This window comes from Bradyrhizobium sp. HKCCYLS20291, from assembly GCF_051167715.1.
In the GTDB taxonomy this organism is placed as follows: Bacteria; Pseudomonadota; Alphaproteobacteria; order Rhizobiales; family Xanthobacteraceae; genus Bradyrhizobium.
The window spans coordinates 74,511-96,256 of the sequence record NZ_JBNPTO010000014.1; the positions used below are offsets into that span (position 1 = coordinate 74,511).

The following is a 21,746-nucleotide window of genomic DNA, read 5'->3' on the forward strand; positions in this document are numbered from 1 at the left end:
GCGCTCAGTACTTCTCGAGCGGGCGGCCGACGGTGTCGCCGAGCTCTTGCGGCTTCTGCGGCTCGAGCGAGAAATAGCCGGCGGCTTTCTTCGCTGCCATCTCGACATGAGCGTCGGCCGGGATCAGCTCGTCCGGAATCGGCACGCGCTCGACGATGTCGACGCCTTGGCCTGTCAGTGCGTCATGCTTCATGTCGCTCATCGAGATGAAGCGGTCGATGCGCTTGATGCCCAGCCAGTGAATCACGTCCGGCATCAGCTGCTGGAAGCGCGCGTCCTGCACGCCGGCGACGCATTCGGTGCGCTCGAAATACGCCGCGGCGGCGTCGCCGTCCTCCTGGCGCTTGCGCGCATTGTAGACCAGGAATTTGGTGACCTCGCCGAGCGCGCGGCCTTCCTTGCGATTGTAGACGATGATGCCGAGCCCGCCGCTCTGGCCGGCGGCGACGCATTCCTCGATGCCGTGGATCAGATAGGGACGGCAGGTGCAGATGTCGGAGCCGAACACGTCGGAGCCGTTGCACTCGTCATGGACGCGGCATGTGATCTTGGTGCGGGGCTCGTTCAGCTTGGTGACGTCGCCGAACAGATAGACGGTGGTGCCGCCGATCGGCGGCAGGAACACCTGCAGGTCCGGCCGCGTCACCAGCTCCGGATACATGCCGCCGGTCTGCTCGAACAGGCCGCGGCGCAGATTGGTCTCGCTGGTGCCGAACCGCGCGGCAACGCCGGGCAGGTACCACACCGGGTCGATCGCGACCTTCACCACCGACACGCTGCCATTGGCATGCACGACCTCGCCATCATGGACGAGGCGCTTGGCCGCGAGCGCGGCATGCAGCTCCGGCAGCTCGATGCGCGCCTTGGTCACCGCGATGGTCGGCCGGACGTCGATGCCTTCGGCGATCTCGCCGCCGAAATTCTCGGCGACCAGATGGCCCCAGGGATCGAGCGCGACGATCTTGGCCGGGTCGCGCCACTGGCCGAACGGGCCGATGGTGGCGGCGGGATGGGTGTTGGTGAGATCGGGGCGGCGGATCGGATCGAGCGCGCCGGAGGACACCGCGAGCGCGCGGTACACCGTGTAGGAGCCGCCATGGCTGCCGATCACGTTGCGGTCCTGCGGCCGCGACACCGTGCCGATGATCGGCCCGCGCTCGCGCGCGGTCTCCGCGCCCCAGTGGAGCGGGAAATTGTGCTTGGCGCCTGGCACCGGGTGCGAGGTCAGGCGGATGTGATCCGTACGGTTGGAGCGAGTCATCGCAGAGCCACCCCCAAAACGGCAACGGCCCGCCTTGACGACGGGCCTGAGCAGAACGTGTTCACGTTATCCATGCAACAATATAGCAGTTTTTCCCCGGCAAACAAGTGCTCCGCGCTCGCCGTCTATTTGTAAACGAATGGTATCAGCCGCGGCTGGCGCTGCAGCGCGGCGTCCAGCCCCTTGGCATGACGCTTGCTTTTTGAACGGCAGACCGCCAGCTTGGCGTGCATGGAATCCTCGGCGGCAAAGGCGGCATGGACCTGATCATTCGCAACGCGGTGCTGGCGCAGCAGGACGAGTTGCGCCGCGCCGATATCGGAATTTCCGATGGCAGCATCGTGGCCATCGCGCCGCGCCTGCAGGCTGCCGGCGAGGAGCGTGACGCCGAGAATTGCCTGGTCGTTCCGGGCTTCATCGAGACGCATATCCATCTCGACAAGACCTGCATCCTCGATCGCTGCACGATCAGGGAGGGCACCGTCGCCGAGGCCGTGCGCGAGACCGCAGCCGCCAAGCGCAACTTCACGGCGGAGGATGTCTATGCAAGGGCGAAGCAGACGGTCGAGCGCTGTGTCAGCCATGGCACGATGCGGATGCGTACCCATGTCGAGCTCGATCCGGGCATCGGCTTCATCGGCTTCGAGGCGATCCAGCAGCTCGCGCGCGACTACGCGTGGGCCATCGATCTCGAGATCTGCGTATTCCCGCAGGAAGGCCTGACGAACTATCCGGGCACCGAAGAGCTTTTGATCGAAGGGCTCCGCCGCGGCGCGCGCACCATCGGCGCGGCGCCGTATTTCGACATCGATCCGCCGGCGCAGATCGACCGCATCTTCGCGATCGCGCGCGACCACGACGTCGACATCGACATGCATCTCGATCTCGCCGAGACGCTCGATCACATGCAGATCGAATATGTCTGCCGCAAGACGGAGGAATATGGCTGGGGTGGTCGCGTCGCGGTCGGTCATGTCACGCAGCTGTCGCTGCTGCCGCCGGAGCGTTTCAACGCGATCGCCGTGCAGCTCGCCAATGCCGGGGTCGCGGTGACCGTGCTGCCGTCGACCGATCTGCACCTGATGGGGCGGCGGCAGGACCATGCGATCCCGCGCGGCGTCGTGCCGCTGGAGCCGCTGCGCGCCGCCGGCGTGACATGCTCGCTGTCGACCAACAACGTGCTGAACCCCTTCACACCCTATGGCGACGGCTCGCTGATCCGCATGGCCAATCTCTACGCCAACGTCTGCCACGTCTCGCGCCCCGACCATCTCGCCGGCTGCCTCGACATGGTCACGCATGATGCGGCGAAGCTGATGCGGCTCGGCGACTACGGCATCGAGGTCGGCGCGGCAGCCGATCTCGTCTGCATCGACGCCGTGACTCCGACGGAAGCGGTCGCGACCCTGGCGCAGCCCTTGTGGGGCCTGAAGCGCGGCCGCCCGTCGTTCTCGCGGACGCGGCCGGTGCTGCACAGGCCGGTGTGACAAATGGGATCCGTAGGGTGGGCAAAGGCGCATACAAGAACGTTGCGGCATTCGCAGCTCGATTGCGCGCCGTGCCCACCATGTCGCAACACGGTGCGCAGTCGCGGTGGGCACGCTTCCGCCGTCGGTCGCCGATTCACCGAGCAAGACGTCGCTTTGCCCACCCTACGGACTGATTGTGGAGATACATGATGCGCATGATCAATGTTGCCGCGGCCCAGATGGGGCCGATCCAGCGGGCCGACGGCCGCGAGGCCGTCGTGGCGCGCATGATCGCGCTGATGGATGAGGCCAAGCGCCGGGGGGCCGATCTCATCGTCTATCCCGAACTGGCGCTGACCACGTTCTTTCCGCGCTGGTACATGGAGGATCAGGCCGAGGTCGATACCTGGTTCGAGCGCGACATGCCCAACGCCGCCGTGCAGCCGCTGTTCGACCGCGGCGCGGAGCATGGCATGGCGATGTATCTCGGCTATGCCGAGCTGACGCCGGATGGGCATCACTACAACACGGCCGTGCTCACGGACCGCGAAAGCCACATCGTCGGCAAGTACCGCAAGGTGCATCTGCCGGGTCACGAGGAGTTCGAGCCACAGCGCAGCCACCAGCATCTCGAGAAGCGCTATTTCGAGCCGGGCGATCTCGGCTTCCCGGTCTGGCGGAATCTCGGCGGCATCATCGGCATGGCGGTCTGCAACGACCGCCGCTGGCCGGAGACCTATCGCGTGATGGGCCTGCAGGATGTCGAGATGGTGCTGATCGGCTACAATACGCCGTCGGTGAACTCCTTGAAATCGGCCGAGGGCCTGCAGCAGCGGCTGTTCCACAACCGCCTGTCGGCGCAGGCCGGCGCGTATCAGAACTCGTGCTGGGTGGTGGCGGTGGCCAAGGCCGGTGTCGAGGACGGCCATCCGCTGATCGGCGGCAGCCTGATCGTCAATCCCGACGGCGAGATCGTCGCGGAAGCCGTGACCGAGGGCGACGAGGTACTGGTGGCACCGTGCGATCTCGATGCGACGCGGTTCGGCAAAGAGACAATTTTCGACTTCGCCCGGCATCGCCGCGTCGAGCATTACGGGCTGATCACCAGCCGCACGGGCGCGGTGCCGCCGGAGTGAGCCATCAAGGCTGACTGAACTACGAACTGTGTCCGATGACACGAGAGCGCCGCTACATATTCGGTGTCGTCCCGGCGAACGCCGGGACCCATACCGCGGAATCTATCGAGGAACGTGGCTGCTAGTTGCCTGCCTCACCGCGGCCGGTGGTTATGGGTCCCGGCTCGGAGGCCGGGACGACAGCGGAATGTGAGGCCCGCAGTCGGGCAGGTCCGAGCCGCGACAATGCGAGATCGAGGAATCAACTACCCCGCAAACGCCACCGCGCCCAGCGCCATGGTCACCGCGGCCTGGGTCGGATCGATCACCGGAATCCCCAGCGCATCCTCCAAATTCTTCCGATTCCGCGCCATGCCGGCGCAGCCCATCACGATGGCGCCGGCGCCGTCTTCGTCTTTCAATGCGCGGCCGACGGAGATCATCTTCGCCAGCGTGCCTTCGCCCGAGGCCGTCTCCGCCACCGTCATGTCGAGCGGGCGCTCGGCGGCGAGCCGGTCCATCAATCCCATCTGGCGGAGATAGCGGATGTGGCGGCGGATCGAGCGTTGTGCGATGGCGAGCACGCCGAAGGTGTCGGCGCGGGTCAGCGCGGTCAGCACGCCGCATTCGGCGATGCCCAGCACCGGCCGCGTCGTCGCCTCGCGGCAGACATGCAGGCCCGGATCGCTGTAGCAGGCGATGACGAACGCGCTGGAGGCGTTGTCGCCCTCGACGAAGCGTCGCAGCGGCAGGGTAACGCTGTCGGCATCCTTCTGGCTCTCGATGCCGTAAGGCCCTTCCTTCAGCGTCTCGCAGACGATCTCGGGTCCCTCGGCGAACATCAGCGGCTTCAGCGCCGCCGCCAGGCCGTCGGTCACCACCTGGTTGGAGTTCGGGTTGATCACGGTGATGCGCGGGCGGGACATGGGAGCTACCTGCTTCTTCGGAGTTGACGGCGCCGGACAGGCAATCACTATGCGACGGTGGATGCAAGGAGGCCCACGCGGCCGCGCAGCTTCCACGGCGTTCCATCTGGCAGAACTTTTGGAGATCGCGATGACCGAGCCGGCCTATGACCTGATCATCCGGGGCGGGCGCGTCGCCACCACCACCGACACGTTCGAAGCCGACGTTGCCATCACCGGCGAGACCATCGCGGCGATCGGTCGCGGGCTCGGGCCGGCCAAACGCGAGATCGACGCGCGCGGCAAGTACGTGCTGCCGGGCGGCGTCGACAGCCATTGCCACATCGAGCAGCTCTCGGCCGCGGGCATCGTCAACGCCGACACCTTCGAGAGCGCCACGACGTCGGCCGCGTTCGGCGGCACCACGTCAGTGATCTCCTTCGCCGCGCAGCATGTCGGGATGCAGCTGCCGCAGGTGCTCGAGGACTATCATGCGCTGGCGCGCAAGGGCGCGGTCATCGACTACGCGTTCCACATGATCATTGCCGACCCCACCAAGGAGACCTTGGAGCGCGACCTGCCGGCGCTGATCCGGCAGGGGCACGGCTCGATCAAGATCTTCATGACCTATGACCGGCTCAAGATCGACGACGAGCCGCTGCTCGACATCCTCGTCGCGGCGCGCGAGGGCGGCGCAATGTTGTGCGCGCATGCCGAGAACCACGGCATCATCTCCTGGATGGTGAAGCGGCTCCTGGCGCGCGGCTACACCGCGCCGAAATATCACGCCATCAGCCATGCGCGCTTCTCCGAGGCCGAGGCGTTCAACCGCCTGATCGGCATGGCCGCGCTGGTCGATCAGCCGATCATGATCTTCCACGTCTCGACGGCGGAAGGCGCCAAGGTGATCCGCGACGCACGCGGGCAGGGGCTGAAGGTGTTCGCGGAGACCTGTCCGCAATATCTGTTCATGACGGCCGAGGATCTCGACAAGCCGGGCATCGAGGGCGCGAAATGGATGTGCAGCCCGCCGCCGCGCCGCGCCCCCGACCAGGAGGCGCTTTGGCAGGCGCTGTCGCTCGGCGATCTGCAGACGATTTCGTCGGACCACGCGCCGTATCGCTTCGACGACACCGGCAAGCTGCGTGCCGGCCCCAACCCGAACTTCAAGCAGATCGCCAACGGCCTGCCGGGTCTCGAGCTGCGGCTGCCGCTGCTGTTCGACGCGATGGTCTCGAAGGGCCGGCTCGGCCTCAACAAGTTCGTCGAGCTGACCGCGACGGCGCCGGCGAAGGTCTACAATCTGCATCCGAAGAAGGGTGCGATCGCGATCGGCGCCGATGCCGACCTCGCGCTGTGGGATCCGGACAAGCGCGTGACCATCGCCGATGACTTGATGCACGATCTTGCCGGCTACACGCCGTTCGCCGGGCGAAGCGTGCAGGGCTGGCCGGTGACCGTGTTGTCGCGCGGACGCGTCATCGTCGACGGCGGCAAGGTCTCGGCGCAACCCGGCTCCGGCCAGTTCCTCGCCCGCAGCGGCGGCGAGGCGGCGAAGCCGACCGGCCGGCTGGTGGCGGACATGGACCCGGAGCAGAATTTTGGGGCGAAGCTGCTGTAGGCGCGAGTAGGAGTTTGAGTTGCTGAGAATGTTCACGCTATCGCTCCTCTCTCCGTCGTCATGCCCGGGCTTGACCCGCCTGCGCGGCCGAAGCCGCTTCGGCGCGGCGAAGGCCCGGGCATCCACGCACGTCTCAGGATGCCGCCCGACGTGGATGGCCGGGACGGGGCCCGGCCATGACGTGGGGAGAGAGCTGGGCGCTCCTTGCGGATCGGTGCGTGCGGAGAGGGCAATCCCATGCATGTCCTGATCTTTGGCGGCGCCGGATTCGTCGGGCTCAACATCGCGCAGGCGCTGCTCGAGCGCGGCCATTCCGTGACCGTCTTCGACGCAGCTGCGCTGCCCAACGCCGCGCAACGCGTCTTCGCTCCTCACGGCGAGCGCCTGCGTGTGATCAGCGGTGATGTCACGGATGCCAGCGCCGTGGCCGCCGCCGTTGCCGGCGGCTGCGATGCGGTCGTGATGGGCGCGGCGATCACCGCGGGTCCGGATCGTGACGCGGCGGACCCGGAGAGCATCCTCGCGGTCAACCTGCTGGCGCAGGTGCCGATCCTACGGGCGGCGCGCAGCAGCGGCGTCAGACGCGTGATCAACCTGTCCTCCGCGGCGTCCTATGGCGCGAGCGGCCAGCGCTTTGCTGTGCTGGAGGAGACAACGCCGTGCGAGCCGGTGTCGCTCTATGCGATCACGAAGTTCGCGTCCGAGCGCGTCGCGTCGCGACTATCGGAGCTGTGGCAGACCGACGTCATCAGCGTGCGCCTGTCGGCGGTGTTCGGCCCGTTCGAGCGCGGCGGCGGCGTGCGCGACACGCCATCGCCGCAGGCGCTGATCGCGGCCTGTTGTGCGCGCAACGCGCCGGCGTTGTTGAATGAACCCGGCGACAAGGACTGGGTCTACGCGGTCGACGTCGCTGATGCCGTCTGCCTGCTGCTGGAAGCCGAAAAGCCGCAGCACTCGCTCTACAACATCTCCAATGCGGCGACGTTCACGGCCGAGGCCTGGGGCCGCGCCTTCGCAAGCGGTCGTGCAGGTTTCACGTGCCGTCTCGCGGAGCCGGGAGAAACGCCGACCGTACCGGTGTTCGCGCCGAACCGCGGCCGGCTGTCGACGACGCGGCTGGCCGACGAGTTCGGCTGGCGCGCGCGGTTCGACTGCGCGGCTTCGGCGGCGCATTTCGGCCGCTGGTTCGATCAGTACGGGAGGGACTGAGATGAGGCTCGAGGGCAAGGTCGCCGTCATCACCGGCGGCGGCTCCGGCATCGGCCGCGCCAGCGCCGTGATGTTCGCGCGCGAGGGCGCGCATCTCACGCTGGTCGATCGCGATGCCGGAGGCGCTGAGGAGACGCTGGCGCTGGTGCGCAGCGCGGGCGGCGACGGCAGCGTGCATGTCGGCGACGTCGGCGATGCCGGCTTTGCCAAGACCACGATCGAAAGCGTCGCCGCCGCGCGCGGCCGGCTCGACGTGCTGATGACCGCCGCCGGTTTCTCCTGCGGCGGCACCGTCGTGACGACCGATCCCGCCGATTGGGACGCTGTGTTCCGCGCCAATGTCGGCGGCACCTGGCTGTGGTCGAAGGTCGCGGTGCCGATCATGCAGGCGCAGAAATCGGGCTCGATCATCACGGTGGCGTCGCAGCTCGCAGTCGCCGGGGGCAAGGGCAACAGCGCGTATATTGCTGCGAAGGGCGCGATCATCAGCCTCACGCGCACCATGGCGGTCGACTTCGCCACCGACGGCATCCGTGTCAATGCGCTGGCGCCGGGCGCGATCGACACGCCGCTGCTGCGCCGGAGCTTTGCGCGGCATGCCGACCCCGAGCCGGTGCGCGAGGCCTCGCGCCAGCGCCACGCCATGAATCGCTTCGGCGAGGCCGACGAGGTCGCCGCCGCCGCGCTGTTCCTGGCCAGCGACGAGGCGTCGTTCACGACCGGCATCGTGCTGCCGGTGGATGGCGGGTGGCTGGCGGCGTGAGCAGGGATCTGACCGCGCTCACGGCGCAAGTCCGCGCCGATCTCGCAAGCATCGCGCATCCAAGTGCGCCATGGCTGAAGCCTGTCACCGGCCCCGATGGCGGGCCCGCGCTCGACGTGCTGATCGTCGGCGGCGGACAATCGGGACTGGCGACCGCCTTCGGGCTGTTGCGCTCGCGCGTCACCAACATCCTGGTGCTCGACAAGGCCGACGCGGGACGCGAGGGCCCCTGGCTCAGCTACGCGCGCATGCCGACCTTGCGCAGCCCGAAGGACTTCACCGGTCCCGACCTCGACATTCCCAGCCTGACCTATCAGTCCTGGCACGAGGCGAGATTCGGCGTCGAGAGCTGGCGCGATCTTGACCTGATTCCGCGCGAATATTGGGCAGACTATCTCCTTTGGTATCGCGAGGTGCTCGATCTTCCCGTGCGCAATGGCTGCGAGGTGGTCGACATCACGCCCGCTGCCGACGGGCTGCTGCAGGCGACGGTGCGCAGCCAGGACGGCGAGACGACGATCCTGGCCCGCAAGATCGTGCTCGCGACCGGGCAGGAGGGGATGGGCGACTGGAGCATTCCGGAGCCGCTGCGCCATCTGCCGCCGGCGCGTTGTGTTCATTCCGGTGCCGAGATCGACTTCGACGCCCTGCGTGGCCGCCGCGTCGCCGTGATCGGCGCCGGCGCCTCCGCCTTCGACAACGCCGCTGTCGCGCTCGAAGCCGGAGCGGCACGCGTGGACCTCTTGTGCCGCCGCGCGGAAATCCAGCTGGTTCAGCCTTATCGCTGGCTGACGTTCCGCGGCTTCCTGCGGCACTTCTCCGAGCTCGACGATGCCTGGCGCTGGCGCTTCATGCGCGCCATCCTCGAACTGCGCGAAGGCTTTCCGCAGCACACCTATGATCGCTGCGCGCGCCACGCCGCGTTCCATCTGCACGAGGGTGCGCCCGTCACGGCCGCGCGCGACACCGCCGACGGCGTCGTGCTGCAGACTTCGAAAGGCGAGCTCATCGCCGACTTCGTCGTCAGCGCCACCGGGATCTCGATGGATTTCGCGCAGCGCCCGGAGCTGCGACGCTTCGCCGCGAACATCGCGCGCTGGTCCGATCGCTACACGCCCGACGAGAGCGAACGCAACGACCGGCTCGGCGCCTTTCCCTATCTCGCCGACGACTATGCGCTATGCGAACGCAACCCGGGTGAGACGCCGTGGATCAGCGACATTCACGTGTTCGCCATCGCATCCACCATGAGTTTCGGCGCCTCGGGATCATCCATCAACGCGATGACGACGGCGGTGCCGAAGCTGGTGCACGGGCTGACGCGCGGCTTGTTCAAGGCGGATATCGAGCAGCACTGGGCAGCGTTCAAGGCCTACGACGTGAAGCAGGCCACCGTGCGCCGTGAGCCGTGATCGAGGCTGCAAGCGTGGGCTTGTCGCGCTGCGTCATGCAAGGCCTCTCGTCAATTCGCGTGGCACATGATTTGCTGCTGCGCTGCTGTCGCCAGTGACGGCTGGCAAGGCGTTCGGTCCCGGATTTTGGGACTATCGAAGCAACAGGGGGCGATGGATTTCATGATGTCGAAACGTTTGTTGTTCGCGGCGACCGCATGGCTCGCGGTGACGTTGGCCGCGCCCGCAGCGCAGGCGCAGAGCCGCGCGGAAACCCTGCGCTATGTCACCGGCGCCACCGTCAATACGCTCGATCCGAACATTCCGGGCTCGACCCGCGAGGCCTTTGCGCTGTCGATGTCGAGCTACGACCGGCTGGTGTCGTTCGGTCGCAAGCAGCTCAATGGTAAGTGGGTGTTCGATCTCGACACGATCACCGGCGAGCTCGCCGAATCCTATTCTGTCAGTTCCGACGGTCTGAAGATCACCTTCAAGCTGCGCCCCGATGCCAAGTTCCAGGACGGTTCGCCGGTCACCGCCGAGGACGTCAAATGGTCGCTCGACCGCTGCGTCACCGCGCCGATCCTCGGCAAGGCGCAGCTGCTGACGGGCTCGCTGACCTCGGCCGATCAGTTCAAGGTCATCGATCCGCTGACGATCGAGGTCACCCTGCCGAAGCCGGACAAGCTGGCGCTGCCGAATCTCGCCACCGTCTATCCGATCATCATCAACTCCAAGCTCGCTAAGACGCATGCGACCGCTGAAGATCCGTGGGCACTGAACTGGACCAAGGAGAACGCGGCCGGCAGCGGCGCCTATGTCGTCGAAACCTTCAAGCCCGGCGAGCAGGTGATCGCCAAGCGCAACGACGCCTGGAACCGCGGTACGCCGGACAAGCCGGCGGCGTTCAAGCGGCTGATCATCCAGTCGGTGCCGGAGCCTTCGACGCGCGCCAATCTCGTCGAGCGCGGCGACGCCGATCTCGTTATCGATCTCCAGGCCAGCGACGTGCAGTCGCTCGAAGGCAAGGGCAAGCTGAAGGTGACCTCGACGCCGCAATACAATGCGGTGACCTTCATCTCGATGAACAACACGATTCCGCCGTTCGACAACGTCAACGTGCGTCGCGCCATCGCCTACGCGCTGCCCTATGACGACATGTTCAAGGCCGCGCTGTTCGGCCGCGGCGCGCCGCTGTACGGCGCCACCTGGGCTGACGGCAAGCCGCCGAGCGGCGGCTACCCGATCCCGCAGCCGATCAAGCTCGACCTCGACAAGGCCAAGGCGTATCTGAAGGACGCCGGCATGCCAGACGGCTTCTCCACCACCTTCAGCTTCAATGTCGGGCAGGCGGCGACCGCCGAGCCGCTGGCTGCGCTGGTGAAGGAATCATTGGCCAAGATCGGCATCAAGGTCGACATCCAGAAGCTGCCGGACGCGCAGATGTCGACGTCGATCAACGAGAAGAAGCTGCCGTTCTTCACCGAGGGCATCGTCGCCTGGCTGCCGTCGACCGATTATTTCTACCGCAACTTCTACACCGGCAAGCAACGCTGGAACTACTCCTCAACCGACAATGCCGAGCTGGAGAAGATCGCGCAGGCCGCGCGCTTCGAGGCCGACAAGGCGAAATACGAGGAGCAGGGCAAGGCGCTCAACGCCATCCATTTTGACCAGATGTTCCAGATCCCGATCTGGCAGCCGGCGCAGGACGCGGTGATGCAGCCGACGGTGGACGGCTATGTCTACCAGTTCACCCGCCAGGTCGATTATCGTAACTTGAGCCGGAAGTAAGACGACCGGCTCTGCTCAGGATCGTCATGGCCGGGCTTGTCCCGGCCATCCACGCGGTTCGGCACGCTTGGAACGACGTGGATGCCCGGGCCTTCGCCGCGCCGAAGGGGCTTCGGCCCCGCAGGCGGGACGAGCCCGGGCATGACGGAGTAACAAACCACGAGTGGACCGGGGTCGTGAGAGCTTTGGATCGCGACAGGCGCTGCGGTTCAATTGACAATTGATCGAATTAGGAGAACCAACAGACATGGGCACGATCGGCGCGACGTTGCTGCGGGCGGGACGACGCTTCGTCTCGTCGCTGCCGGCGCTGTTCGGCGTCCTGGTCTTCACCTTCCTGCTGATGCGGGTGCTGCCGGGAGATCCGGCCGTGTTCTTCGCCTCCGGCCCGAATGCCGGCCAGGAGGAGATCGAGGTGATCCGCCGGCAGCTCGGGCTCGACAAGCCGCTGCCGAACCAGCTCGCGATCTATCTCACTGACGTCGCCCGCGGCAATCTCGGCCGCTCGATGATGACCGGGCAAGCGGTGTCGAAGGATCTCAAGGAGCGGCTGCCGGCCTCGCTGGAACTGACGTTCACGGCGCTCTTGATCGCGCTGGTCTCGGCGGTGCCGCTTGGCGTCATCGCGGCGCTGCGCCCAGGCTCGGCGGTCGACCATGGCGTGCGGCTGTTCTGCTCGCTCGGCGTCTGCGTGCCGACGTTCGTGTCGGGACTGCTGCTGATCTACGTGTTCTATTATCTGCTCGGCTTCGCGCCGGACCCGACGGGACGCATCGACATCTTCACCACGCTGCCGCCATCGCGCACCGGCTTCCTGATCATCGATTTCCTGCTCGCCGGCGATCTCGACGGCTGGTCGGCGGCGGCGCGGCAGCTGATGCTGCCCGCCTTCACCATGGCGCTGTTCGTGATCGCACCGCTGGCGCGGATCACCCGCGCCTCGATGCTGGTGTCGCTCGGCAGCGACTTCGTGCGCACCGCGCGCTCGGTCGGATTGTCCTGGTGGCGGATCGTCGTCACCTATGCGCTGAGGAACGCGATCCTCCCCGTCATCACCATCGCCGGCATCGTGTTCTCGACCATGCTGGGCGCGAACGTGCTGGTGGAGAAGGTGTTCTCCTGGCCTGGCGTCGCCTCCTATGCGCTCGATGCGCTGCTGGTCTCGGACTACGCGCCGGTGCAGGGTTTTGTCTTGCTGATGGCGACGATTTTCGTGATCGTCAATCTCGTCGTCGATCTGCTCTACGGCATCGCCGATCCCCGCGCGACGGTGGCCTGAGCATGACTACGATCGAGACCTCATCGACCCTGCGCCACACCGCCTTCGTGCTGCGCGGCAATCCGGTTACGGCGGTGGCCGCCGCGGGCGCGCTGCTGCTTGCGTTGATCGCGCTATTCGCGCCGTGGCTCGCGCCCTATGATCCCGTCGCCTCTGACGTGCCTGCGGCGCTGCAGCCACCGAACGCGGCGCACTGGTTCGGCACCGATCAGCTCGGCCGCGACGTGCTGAGCCGCCTGCTGGTGGCGAGCCGGCTCGACCTCACCATCGCCGTGACGGCGGTCGCGGTGTCCTTTGCCATTGGCTCCATCGTTGGCGCGCTGTGCGGCTATGCCGGCGGGCGGCTCGACAAGGCGGTCGGCCGTTTCGTCGACGTGCTGATGGCGTTCCCGCTGTTCGTGCTGGCGATGGCGATGGTCGCCGCGTTGGGCAACCGCGTCGAGAACATCGTGATCGCGACCGCGATCATCAACCTGCCGTTCTACATCCGCTTTGCGCGTGCCGAGGTGAACATCCGGCGCAATCTCGGCTGGGTCGAGGCCGCGCGCGCCTGCGGCGAAAGCCATGTCGCGGTCGTGCTGCGCTTCCTGTTGCCGAACGTCTTGCCGGCGATGGCGGTGCAGATGTCGCTCAATCTCGGCTGGGCGATCCTCAATGCCGCGGGCCTTTCCTTCATCGGCCTTGGCGTCAAGCCGCCGACACCGGAATGGGGCATCATGGTCGCCGAGGGCGCGCGCTTCATCTCGACGGGGCGATGGTGGCTGGTGGCGTTCCCGGGCCTTGCGCTGATGAGTGCGGTGCTGTGCTTCAACCTGCTCGGCGATGGCCTGCGCGACATCCTGGATCCGAGGATGCGGACGTGACCGCGCCCTTGTTGGAAGTCGAGAACCTCAAGGTCACCTTCTCCACCCGTCGCGGTCTCGTCGAAGCCGTGCGCGGCGTATCGCTGTCGCTGCAGCCCGGCGAGATGCTGGGCCTGGTCGGCGAGAGCGGCTCCGGCAAGTCGGTCACGGGCTTTGCCATCACGCATCTGCTCGATAAGGCCGGCCGCATCGCCGACGGCCGCATCCGCTTCAAGGGCCAGGACATCACCCGCGCCGGCGGCGCCGATCTGCGCAGCCTGCATGGGGCGGCGATGGCGATGATCTTCCAGAACCCGCGCGCGGCTCTCAATCCGATCCGCACCGTCGGCCAGCAGATCGCGGATGCCATCCTCGCGCATCGCCGGCTGTCGCGGCAGGAGGCGCAGGCCGAGGCGCTGTCGCTTTTGAAGGCGGTGCAGATCCGCGACCCTGAGCGCCGCATGGGTGCCTATCCGCACGAGCTGTCCGGCGGCATGTGCCAGCGCGTGATGATCGCGATCGCGATCTCCTGCAGCCCGCAACTCCTGATCGCGGACGAGCCGACCACCGGCCTCGACGTCACCACGCAGAAGGTGGTGATGGACCTGCTCGCCAGGATCGCCTCTGAACGCGGCATGGCGACGATCCTGATCACGCATGATCTCGGACTTGCCGCGCGCTATTGCTCGCGCGTCGTAGTGATGGAGCAGGGCAGGCTGGTCGAGGAGGCCGCGCCGCTGACGCTGTTCCACCGGCCGCAGCATCCCTACACCAGGCGCCTGGTCGCAGCCTCGCCGACGGCGACCTCGCGGGTCGAGGATCTCGTGCCCGATGGCGACAAGATCCCGCTCGTCGAGCTGACCGGGCTGCCGCCTCCACCGCACGGCACGCCGCCGCTGCTCGACGTCAAGACCATCGCCAAGCGCTTCGACGATGGCACCATCGGCGTTGCCGACTTCTCGATGACGATGCGCGGCGGCGAGAGCGTCGGCCTGGTCGGCGAGAGCGGTTCGGGCAAGAGCACGACCTCGCGCATGATCTGCCGCCTGATCGATCCCAGCGAAGGCGAGATCCTGTTCGACGGCCAGTCGATCGGCCAGATCCCGGCGCGCGACTTCCATCGCTCCGAACTGCGCAAGGACATCCAGATCGTCTTCCAGGACCCGAACGACAGCCTCAATCCGCGCTACACGGCGTTCGACTGCATCGCCCATCCGCTGCTGCGGCTGATGAACATGCGCGGTGGCGACAAATTGCGACAGCGTGTCGAGGAATGCGCCGACCGCGTCGGGCTGCCGCGCGAGCTGCTGTCGCGCTTTCCGCATCAGCTCTCCGGCGGCCAGAAGGCGCGTGTCGGCATCGCCAGGGCCATCGCCTGCCGGCCGCGGCTGCTGGTGCTGGACGAGCCGACCGCGGCGCTCGACGTCTCCGTCCAGGCCGTGGTGCTGCAGCTTCTCAACAAGCTCAGGCGCGAGGACAATCTCGCCTTCCTGTTCGTCAGCCACGATCTCAACGTCGTGCGCATGATGTGCGACCGCACCATCGTGCTGCGCACCGGCCTGATCGTCGAGCAGGGCGAGAGCCGGGCGCTGTTCGCTAACCCGCAGACCGACTACACCCGCGAACTGGTCGACGCCGTCCCGCACATCGCCGCGCCAATGGCCCTGGCGCCGGTTTGAGCCAACGGTCGTCGATGCCGGTATCGTGCTGGCGAAAGTGCAGGCTGCCGCGCGAGCTCGAGCTGATGAGGCGCCTCAAGCAGGTAATCGATCCGCACGGGCTGATGAACCCGGGCAAGCTGCTGCCGGTCAGCGCCCGGAGCCCCCCACCCCCGACCCCTCCCCGCTTGCCGACAATCGCTGGCGCGATTGCGGCGTGGGGGAGGGGAGCTCACCGTGCGCGCGGCGGCGACGTCGCCCTGCTCCTTGATTTGATGCGTTGCTGTCGCTGGTCAGCATCCGCGACAGACACCGGTGAGGCTGCGTTTCATACGCGCTTCGTCGACCTCTGATCCAGGCCGCGACCGGCTGTCGGGATCCAGCGGACGCACGATCGTGAGCGTGGCGTTCAGTCGCAACGGTGTTATGACGTCCCGCGGCACGGCTGGGAGTGGCTGTATCGTTTTCAGTCGGGTAACGATCGTATCGTCGATCGACTCCGATCCCGTTCCCTTGATGATCTCTACGGCCGCGAGGGTCCCGTCCTGCTCGATCGTCATCGCGATCTGCAGGCGGACCTCTCTGGGCCAGCTTTTCATCTCCGGAGAAAGCGTGACGGGAGCGCCATCAATCCGGGACTGCAGACTCTTGCGATAGGCTTCGTCCGCGGCTGCATTGGAGCTGTCGGTCATCCAGGATAGGCGGGCTCGGCCTGTATCGGATGGAGGGATGAAAACGAAGATCGCGGTAAACTTGAATGGAGCTTGCATATCGTCGGGGACGCGAGGGACTGGCTGCAGGCGCCGCAAGGCCGTCAGCACATTGCTGGCGTCGTTGGAGGGAAGATCACCCTTGACGATTTTTGCATCGAGAAACCGGCCGTTGCGATCAATCAAAAGCTCGATTGTCAACTCCATCGATCGTGCGGTCAGCTCCGGAGGGAACACCCAAGAGTTTCCGCTGACATACGAAGACAGCCGCTCCTTGTACGCCGGCTCATCCGCACGTGCGAATGGCCCCAGATACACAACCAGGATGCAGCCAATCAGAAAACGCATTGCACGTCCCACCTCGATGATCGCACCGTAAACAATGTGTCCGCGCTGTGCCAGATGGTTGCCCGACGTGCCGGTCGCGACCGTCGTGCTGTCGTGGTCAGGCTTGATGATTTCGGTGCGCAGCCGGTCGGGCCGAGGCGATCCGTGCGGGGACCGGGCGAGATGAGCTGTACTTTGTGGCATTCGGTCCGATTGTGCTTGAACATGACGAACGCCGTGGCGTAGGCGTCAAGCCTGAAGCGGTGGGTGATCAACCGCTCCGACTGCAGGGAGGTGGACGACATGGAACAGACGTGGCGCTGGTTTGGACCGGAGGATCCCATCACCCTGCCGCAGGTGCGTCAGACCGGCGCGACCGGCATCGTCACGGCGCTGCATCACGTTCCCTATGGCGTGGTGTGGAGCACCGAGGAGATCATCAAGCGCATCGGCCTGATCGAAGGCGATTCCTCGCTGCGGCTGCGCTGGAGCGTGGTCGAGAGCCTGCCGGTCTCGGAGGCGATCAAGCTCGGCGAGGGCGACCTCACGTCGTTGTTCGACAATTACCGCCAGTCGCTGCGCAACCTGGCGTCCTGCGGTGTCACCACCGTGTGCTACAATTTCATGCCGGTGCTGGACTGGACGCGCACCGAACTCGCGCATCGCTTGCCAGGCGGCGCCACCGCGCTGCGCTTCGACATGGATCGTCTCGCGGCGTTCGACTGCTACATCCTGCAGCGCCCCGGCGCCGAGGCCGAGTTCTCCGCCGACGTGCTCGACCGTGCGAAAGCCTGGGTGGCGCAGGCCTCCGAGACCGACAAGGACCGGCTGCTCGCGACCATCATGGCGGGCCTGCCCGGCGCCTATGATCGCTACGACGTGCCCGGCCTGCGCCGCATGCTGGAGAAATATCGCGGCATCGGCCATGCCGAGCTGCGCGCCAACTATGCGCGCTTCCTGCGCGAGGTGGTGCCGGCGGCCGAGGAATGCGGCGTCAGCCTGTGCGTGCATCCGGACGATCCGCCGCGCGATCTGTTCGGACTGCCGCGGGTGGTGTCCTCGGCGGATGATCTGCAGTTCATCGTCGATGCCGCGCCATCGAAAGCCAACGGCATCACCTTCTGCACCGGCGCGCTCGGCGCCGGCGGCCAGAACAACGTGCCGGCGCTGGCCGAGCGCTTCGCCCCGCATATCCGCTTCGTGCACCTGCGCAACGTCACCAAGATGCTCGACGGCTCCTTCATGGAGGCGGAGCATCTGCGCGGCGATGTCGACATGGTTAACGTCGTCACAACGCTGCTGAAGGAGCAGGCCCGCCGCAAGGCCGAGGGCGACCCGGACTGGCGCATCCCGTTCCGGCCCGATCATGGCCATGAGCTGGCCGATGACATCGGCCGCGGCACCCATCCCGGCTATCCGCTGGTCGGCCGGCTCAAGGGACTGGCGGAGGTCCGCGGCGTCATGACCGCGGTAGCGGCCATCAACCGCTTGCCGGTCTGACCCCGTCGTGATCTAGGATCGCCGGACAAGATTAGGACAGGGAGACCGGCCGATGCGTGCCGTCGTGATTCACGCCCCCAAGGATCTGCGCATCGACAGCTTCCCGGATCCGGCGCCGGGAGCCGGCGAGGTCCGGGTCAAGATCGCGGCCGGCGGCATCTGCGGCTCGGACCTGCATTATTACCACCATGGCGGCTTCGGCACGGTGCGCATCAAGCAGCCGATGGCGCTGGGGCACGAAATCGCCGGCCACATCGCCGCGGTCGGCGCCGGCGTGACCGGCCTGTCCGAGGGCACCCGCGTCGCCGTCAATCCGAGCCTGCCTTGCGGCACCTGCGCCTATTGCCGCGAGGGGCTGCGCAACCAGTGCCTGGACATGCGCTTCATGGGCAGCGCGATGCGCGATCCGCACGTCCAGGGCGGCTTCCGCGAATATGTCACCGTCGATGCCGCGCAGGCGGTGCCGATCGCACCGTCGCTCTCGCTCGGCGAGGCCGCGATGGCCGAGCCGCTGTCGGTGTGCCTGCACGCCGCCCACCAGGCCGGCTCGCTGCTCGGCAAGCGCGTGCTGGTGACCGGCTGCGGCCCGATCGGCGCGCTGTCGATCCTGGTCGCGCGTTACGGCGGTGCGGCCGAGATCGTCGCGACCGATGTCGCCGAGGCGCCGCTTGCGGTGGCGCGCACGCTCGGCGCCAGCCAGGCCCTCAACGTCGCTGCCGAGCCAACGGCGCTCGATCCCTGGCGTGCGGGAAAGGGCACGTTCGACGTGCTGTTCGAAGCCTCCGGCAATCAGGCGGCGCTGCGTGGCGCGCTCGACGTGATGAGGCCGGGCGGCGTCATCGTCCAGCTCGGGCTCGGCGGCGAAATGACCTTGCCTATCAACACGCTGGTCACGAAGGAGCTGCAATTGCGCGGCACCTTCCGCTTCGACCGTGAGTTCGCGCTGGCGCTGCGGCTGATGGGCGAGGGATTGCTAGACGTCAAGCCGCTGATCTCGGCGACGCTGTCATTTGAGCAGGCCGTCGCCGCCTTCGAGCTCGCCAGCGACCGCAGCCGGTCGATGAAGGTTCATTTGACGTTTTGATCGTGGGATTGATGCCGATGAGAGTCGCCTGCATCGGAGAGTGCATGGTGGAGTTTGCGCAGGAGGACGGCAGTCTGTTCCGGCGCGGCTTCGGCGGCGATACGCTCAACACGGCGCTGTATTTGGCCCGGCTCGGCGTGGCGACCTCGTATGTCACGGCGCTCGGCGACGATCCCCTGAGCGCGATGATGCTGGCCGCATGGAAGGCCGAGGGCATCGACACCGCTGACGTGCTGCGGGTCGAGGGCCGCGTCCCCGGCCTCTACATGATCGAGCGCGACGCCAAGGGGGAGCGCAGTTTTCTCTATTGGCGCGACCGCGCGCCGGCGCGCGAGCTGTTCGATCGTGCCGACCGCGACATGCTCGACCGTCTCTCGCGCTTCGACTGGATCTATCTCTCCGGCATCAGCCTGTCGCTGTACGGCGAGACCGGCAAGGCCAAGCTGCGCGAGCTGCTCACGGTGGCGCGCAAGCGCGGGGCGCGCGTCGTGTTCGACGGCAACTACCGGCCGCGCGGCTGGCCCAGCCCCGAGGTGGCGCAACGTGCGTTCCGCGCCATCCTGCCGCTGGTCGACATTGCGCTGCCGACGCTCGAGGATGAGCAGGTGCTGTTCGGCGATGCCGATGCCTCGGTCTGCCTGCGCCGCTTCAAGGACGCCGGCGTCCCCGAGGTGGTGGTCAAGCGCGGGCCGCGCGGCTGCCTGATCCATGCCGATGGCGTGCTGGTGGACATCGCGCCGCCGGCCGTGCTGAAGCCGATCGACACCACGGCGGCCGGTGATTCCTTCAATGCGGCCTACCTGGCCGCGCGCATCAAGGGCGCGCCGCCGCGCAAGGCGGCCCTGGCGGGCCATCGGCTCGCCGGCGCCGTCATCATGGCGCCCGGCGCCGTGATCCCGGCGACCGCGATGCCCCGTGACATTCTGGACATGAGCGAGACGTGATGAACAATTCGGACAAGCGCGCAAAGCTCGATGCGGTGTTTGCGCTGGCGCCCGTGATCCCGGTGATCACGATCGAGGATGCGGCGCGGGCGGTGCCGCTGGCGCGGGCGCTGGTCGCCGGCGGCCTGCGCGTCATCGAGATCACCCTGCGCACGCAGGCCGGGCTCGACGCCGCGCGCGCGATCATCGCCGAGGTGCCCGACGCCGTCGTCGGCATCGGCACGGTGCTGACGCCGGCCGACTACGAGCGCGCCGCCCACCTCGGCGCCGCCTTCGCGATCAGCCCGGGACTATCGATCGGACTGCTCGACGCTGCCAATGCCGGCGAGCTGCCGTTCGCGCCGGGCATCCAGACGCCGTCGGACCTGATTGCCTGCGTGACGCGAGGCTATGAGCTGGTGAAGTTCTTCCCGGCGGTGCCGGCCGGCGGCCTCGCCGCGCTCGATGCGCTGTCCGGACCGTTCCCGAGCGTGCGGTTCTGTCCGACCGGCGGCATCAATGCCGGCAACGCCGCGCAATGGCTCGCGCACAAGAAGGTCGTCGCGATCGGCGGCTCTTGGATCGCGCCTGCCGCGGACATCAAGGCCGGCGCGTGGGCTGCGATCGAGCAGCGCGCCCGCGAGGCGACGAAGCTGCGCTGAACACCGCAACAACTTCAAATGTCATTGTTGTCGGTGCGCAAGCGCGGCGGCATGAAGGTAATTAGGTAGGATATTCGTTTACTTTTCAAAAAGTATTACAGTCAAATAATATGACTAGTCAGGCCTGATGTTCCGTGGAATAACGGCCCCGTCAGCCATCGAGGCTGCGTCAACGGTGCGAAGACACCGCTGCGAGCGGTGCCGCACCAAGATACTTTGTGGGAGAAACGCCTGATGACCCTGAAAGCCCTCTTTGCGGCCTCGGCAACGGCCGCCTTGCTGCTTGCTCATCCTGCCAGCGCCGCGGAGCTGACCGTCGGCTTTTCGCAGATCGGATCGGAATCCGGCTGGCGCGCCGCCGAGACCTCGGTCTCGAAGTCGGAAGCCACCAAGCGCAAGATCAACCTGAAGATCGCCGACGCGCAGCAGAAGCAGGAAAACCAGATCAAGGCGATCCGCTCGTTCATCGCCCAGGGCGTCGACGCGATCTTCCTCGCGCCGGTCGTTGCCTCCGGCTGGGACGCCGTGCTGAAGGAAGCCAAGGAAGCCAAGATTCCGGTCGTGCTGCTCGACCGCGACATCGATCCCTCGGGCAAGGACCTCTATCTGACCGCCGTCACCTCCGACAGCGTGCATGAAGGCGCCGTCGCCGGCGAATGGCTCGCCAAGACCGTCGGCGGCAAGGACTGCAACGTCGTCGAGCTGCAGGGCACGGTCGGCGCCAGCGTCGCCACCAACCGCAAGAAGGGCTTCGACTCCGTCGTCGCCAAGAACGCGAACCTGAAGGTCGTGCGCAGCCAGACCGGCGAGTTCACCCGTGCCAAGGGCAAGGAAGTGATGGAGAGCTTCATCAAGGCCGAGAACGGCGGCAAGTCGATCTGCGCCGTCTATGCCCACAACGACGACATGATGGTCGGCGCGATCCAGGCGATGAAGGAAGCCGGCCTCAAGCCGGGCAAGGACGTCCTGACCGTCTCGATCGACGCGGTGCCGGACATCTTCAAGGCGATCGCCGCCGGCGAAGCCAATGCCACCGTCGAGCTGACGCCGAACATGGCGGGCCCGGCGTTCGATGCGATCGTTGCCTTCAAGGAGAAGGGCACCACGCCGCCGAAGTGGATCCAGACCGAATCGAAGCTCTACACCTCTGCCGACGAGCCGATGAAGGTCTACGACAGCAAGAAGGGCCTCGGCTACTGAGCCGTAGCTCTCGCCGTCGTCCTGGCCAGGTGA

19 protein-coding genes are annotated in these 21,746 nt (G+C 66.7%); 16 read left to right on the forward strand and 3 right to left on the reverse strand.

Going from position 1 to position 21,746, the window contains the following annotated elements; translation table 11 throughout:
* Positions 1–4: 4 nt before the first annotated feature.
* Positions 5–1,261, reverse strand: a complete 1,257-nt coding sequence (locus tag ACQR07_RS26430; protein WP_434905047.1) for a GTP cyclohydrolase II — start codon at positions 1,259–1,261, stop codon at positions 5–7.
* 257 nt (positions 1,262–1,518) lie between these two features.
* Between ACQR07_RS26430 and ACQR07_RS26435 the strand changes: the two genes are divergently transcribed.
* Both ACQR07_RS26435 and ACQR07_RS26440 read left to right on the forward strand, forming a co-directional pair.
* On the forward strand, positions 1,519–2,748 hold the full coding sequence (locus ACQR07_RS26435) for an amidohydrolase family protein (RefSeq protein WP_434905048.1): 1,230 nt from the start codon (positions 1,519–1,521) through the stop codon (positions 2,746–2,748).
* 191 nt (positions 2,749–2,939) lie between these two features.
* Complete coding sequence (locus tag ACQR07_RS26440; protein ID WP_434905049.1) at positions 2,940–3,866, forward strand: N-carbamoyl-D-amino-acid hydrolase; 927 nt, start codon at positions 2,940–2,942, stop codon at positions 3,864–3,866.
* Between the two features lie 245 nt (positions 3,867–4,111).
* Here ACQR07_RS26440 and ACQR07_RS26445 read toward each other — a convergent pair whose 3' ends face one another.
* Entirely contained in the window at positions 4,112–4,771 is a 660-nt protein-coding gene (locus ACQR07_RS26445; protein ID WP_434905050.1) for an aspartate/glutamate racemase family protein, read from the reverse strand.
* 130 nt (positions 4,772–4,901) lie between these two features.
* Between ACQR07_RS26445 and hydA the strand changes: the two genes are divergently transcribed.
* From hydA to ACQR07_RS26490, 9 genes are all read left to right on the forward strand, one after another.
* Positions 4,902–6,371 (forward strand): dihydropyrimidinase, encoded by a 1,470-nt coding sequence (gene hydA / locus ACQR07_RS26450; RefSeq protein WP_434905051.1) that lies wholly within the window; start codon positions 4,902–4,904, stop codon positions 6,369–6,371.
* 237 nt (positions 6,372–6,608) lie between these two features.
* Positions 6,609–7,580, forward strand: coding sequence for an NAD-dependent epimerase/dehydratase family protein (locus ACQR07_RS26455; RefSeq protein ID WP_434905052.1), 972 nt, complete (start codon positions 6,609–6,611; stop codon positions 7,578–7,580).
* Between the two features lies 1 nt (position 7,581).
* Positions 7,582–8,343: an SDR family oxidoreductase gene (locus tag ACQR07_RS26460; RefSeq protein WP_434905053.1), complete on the forward strand. Its 762-nt coding sequence runs from the start codon at positions 7,582–7,584 to the stop codon at positions 8,341–8,343.
* Positions 8,340–9,755, forward strand: coding sequence for an NAD(P)-binding domain-containing protein (locus ACQR07_RS26465; protein ID WP_434905054.1), 1,416 nt, complete (start codon positions 8,340–8,342; stop codon positions 9,753–9,755). The genes ACQR07_RS26460 and ACQR07_RS26465 overlap by 4 nt, the downstream gene beginning before the upstream one ends.
* Positions 9,756–9,908: 153 nt before the next feature.
* Positions 9,909–11,528 (forward strand): ABC transporter substrate-binding protein, encoded by a 1,620-nt coding sequence (locus ACQR07_RS26470; protein WP_434905055.1) that lies wholly within the window; start codon positions 9,909–9,911, stop codon positions 11,526–11,528.
* A gap of 247 nt (positions 11,529–11,775) precedes the next feature.
* Entirely contained in the window at positions 11,776–12,807 is a 1,032-nt protein-coding gene (locus tag ACQR07_RS26475; protein WP_434905056.1) for an ABC transporter permease, read from the forward strand.
* Positions 12,808–12,809: 2 nt separating this feature from the next.
* Positions 12,810–13,670 carry an ABC transporter permease gene (locus ACQR07_RS26480; RefSeq protein ID WP_434905057.1) on the forward strand — a complete coding sequence of 287 codons (861 nt, stop codon included), beginning with the start codon at positions 12,810–12,812 and terminating at the stop codon, positions 13,668–13,670.
* Entirely contained in the window at positions 13,667–15,328 is a 1,662-nt protein-coding gene (gene nikE, locus ACQR07_RS26485; protein ID WP_434905058.1) for a nickel ABC transporter ATP-binding protein NikE, read from the forward strand. The genes ACQR07_RS26480 and nikE overlap by 4 nt, the downstream gene beginning before the upstream one ends.
* Before the next feature lie 14 nt (positions 15,329–15,342).
* Positions 15,343–15,660, forward strand: a complete 318-nt coding sequence (locus ACQR07_RS26490; protein WP_434905059.1) for an FAD-linked oxidase C-terminal domain-containing protein — start codon at positions 15,343–15,345, stop codon at positions 15,658–15,660.
* Here the strand turns inward: ACQR07_RS26490 and ACQR07_RS26495 are convergent.
* Complete coding sequence (locus ACQR07_RS26495) at positions 15,601–16,548, reverse strand: TonB C-terminal domain-containing protein (protein WP_434905060.1); 948 nt, start codon at positions 16,546–16,548, stop codon at positions 15,601–15,603. The two genes, ACQR07_RS26490 and ACQR07_RS26495, sit on opposite strands and share 60 nt — an antisense overlap.
* A 99-nt stretch (positions 16,549–16,647) precedes the next feature.
* Here ACQR07_RS26495 and uxuA point away from each other — a divergent pair, with 99 nt between their 5' ends.
* The 5 genes from uxuA to ytfQ all read left to right on the forward strand — a co-directional run bounded on the left by uxuA (position 16,648) and on the right by ytfQ (position 21,713).
* Positions 16,648–17,844, forward strand: a complete 1,197-nt coding sequence (gene uxuA, locus ACQR07_RS26500) for a mannonate dehydratase (protein WP_434905061.1) — start codon at positions 16,648–16,650, stop codon at positions 17,842–17,844.
* A gap of 52 nt (positions 17,845–17,896) precedes the next feature.
* Positions 17,897–18,928, forward strand: coding sequence for an L-idonate 5-dehydrogenase (locus ACQR07_RS26505; RefSeq protein WP_434905062.1), 1,032 nt, complete (start codon positions 17,897–17,899; stop codon positions 18,926–18,928).
* A gap of 17 nt (positions 18,929–18,945) precedes the next feature.
* The gene (locus ACQR07_RS26510; protein WP_434905063.1) at positions 18,946–19,872 is read left to right on the forward strand and encodes a sugar kinase; all 927 of its coding nucleotides are present in this window, start codon (positions 18,946–18,948) and stop codon (positions 19,870–19,872) included.
* On the forward strand, positions 19,869–20,513 hold the full coding sequence (gene eda / locus ACQR07_RS26515; RefSeq protein ID WP_434905064.1) for a bifunctional 4-hydroxy-2-oxoglutarate aldolase/2-dehydro-3-deoxy-phosphogluconate aldolase: 645 nt from the start codon (positions 19,869–19,871) through the stop codon (positions 20,511–20,513). The genes ACQR07_RS26510 and eda overlap by 4 nt, the downstream gene beginning before the upstream one ends.
* A 234-nt stretch (positions 20,514–20,747) precedes the next feature.
* Complete coding sequence (gene ytfQ / locus ACQR07_RS26520; protein WP_434905065.1) at positions 20,748–21,713, forward strand: galactofuranose ABC transporter, galactofuranose-binding protein YtfQ; 966 nt, start codon at positions 20,748–20,750, stop codon at positions 21,711–21,713.
* Positions 21,714–21,746: the final 33 nt, after the last annotated feature.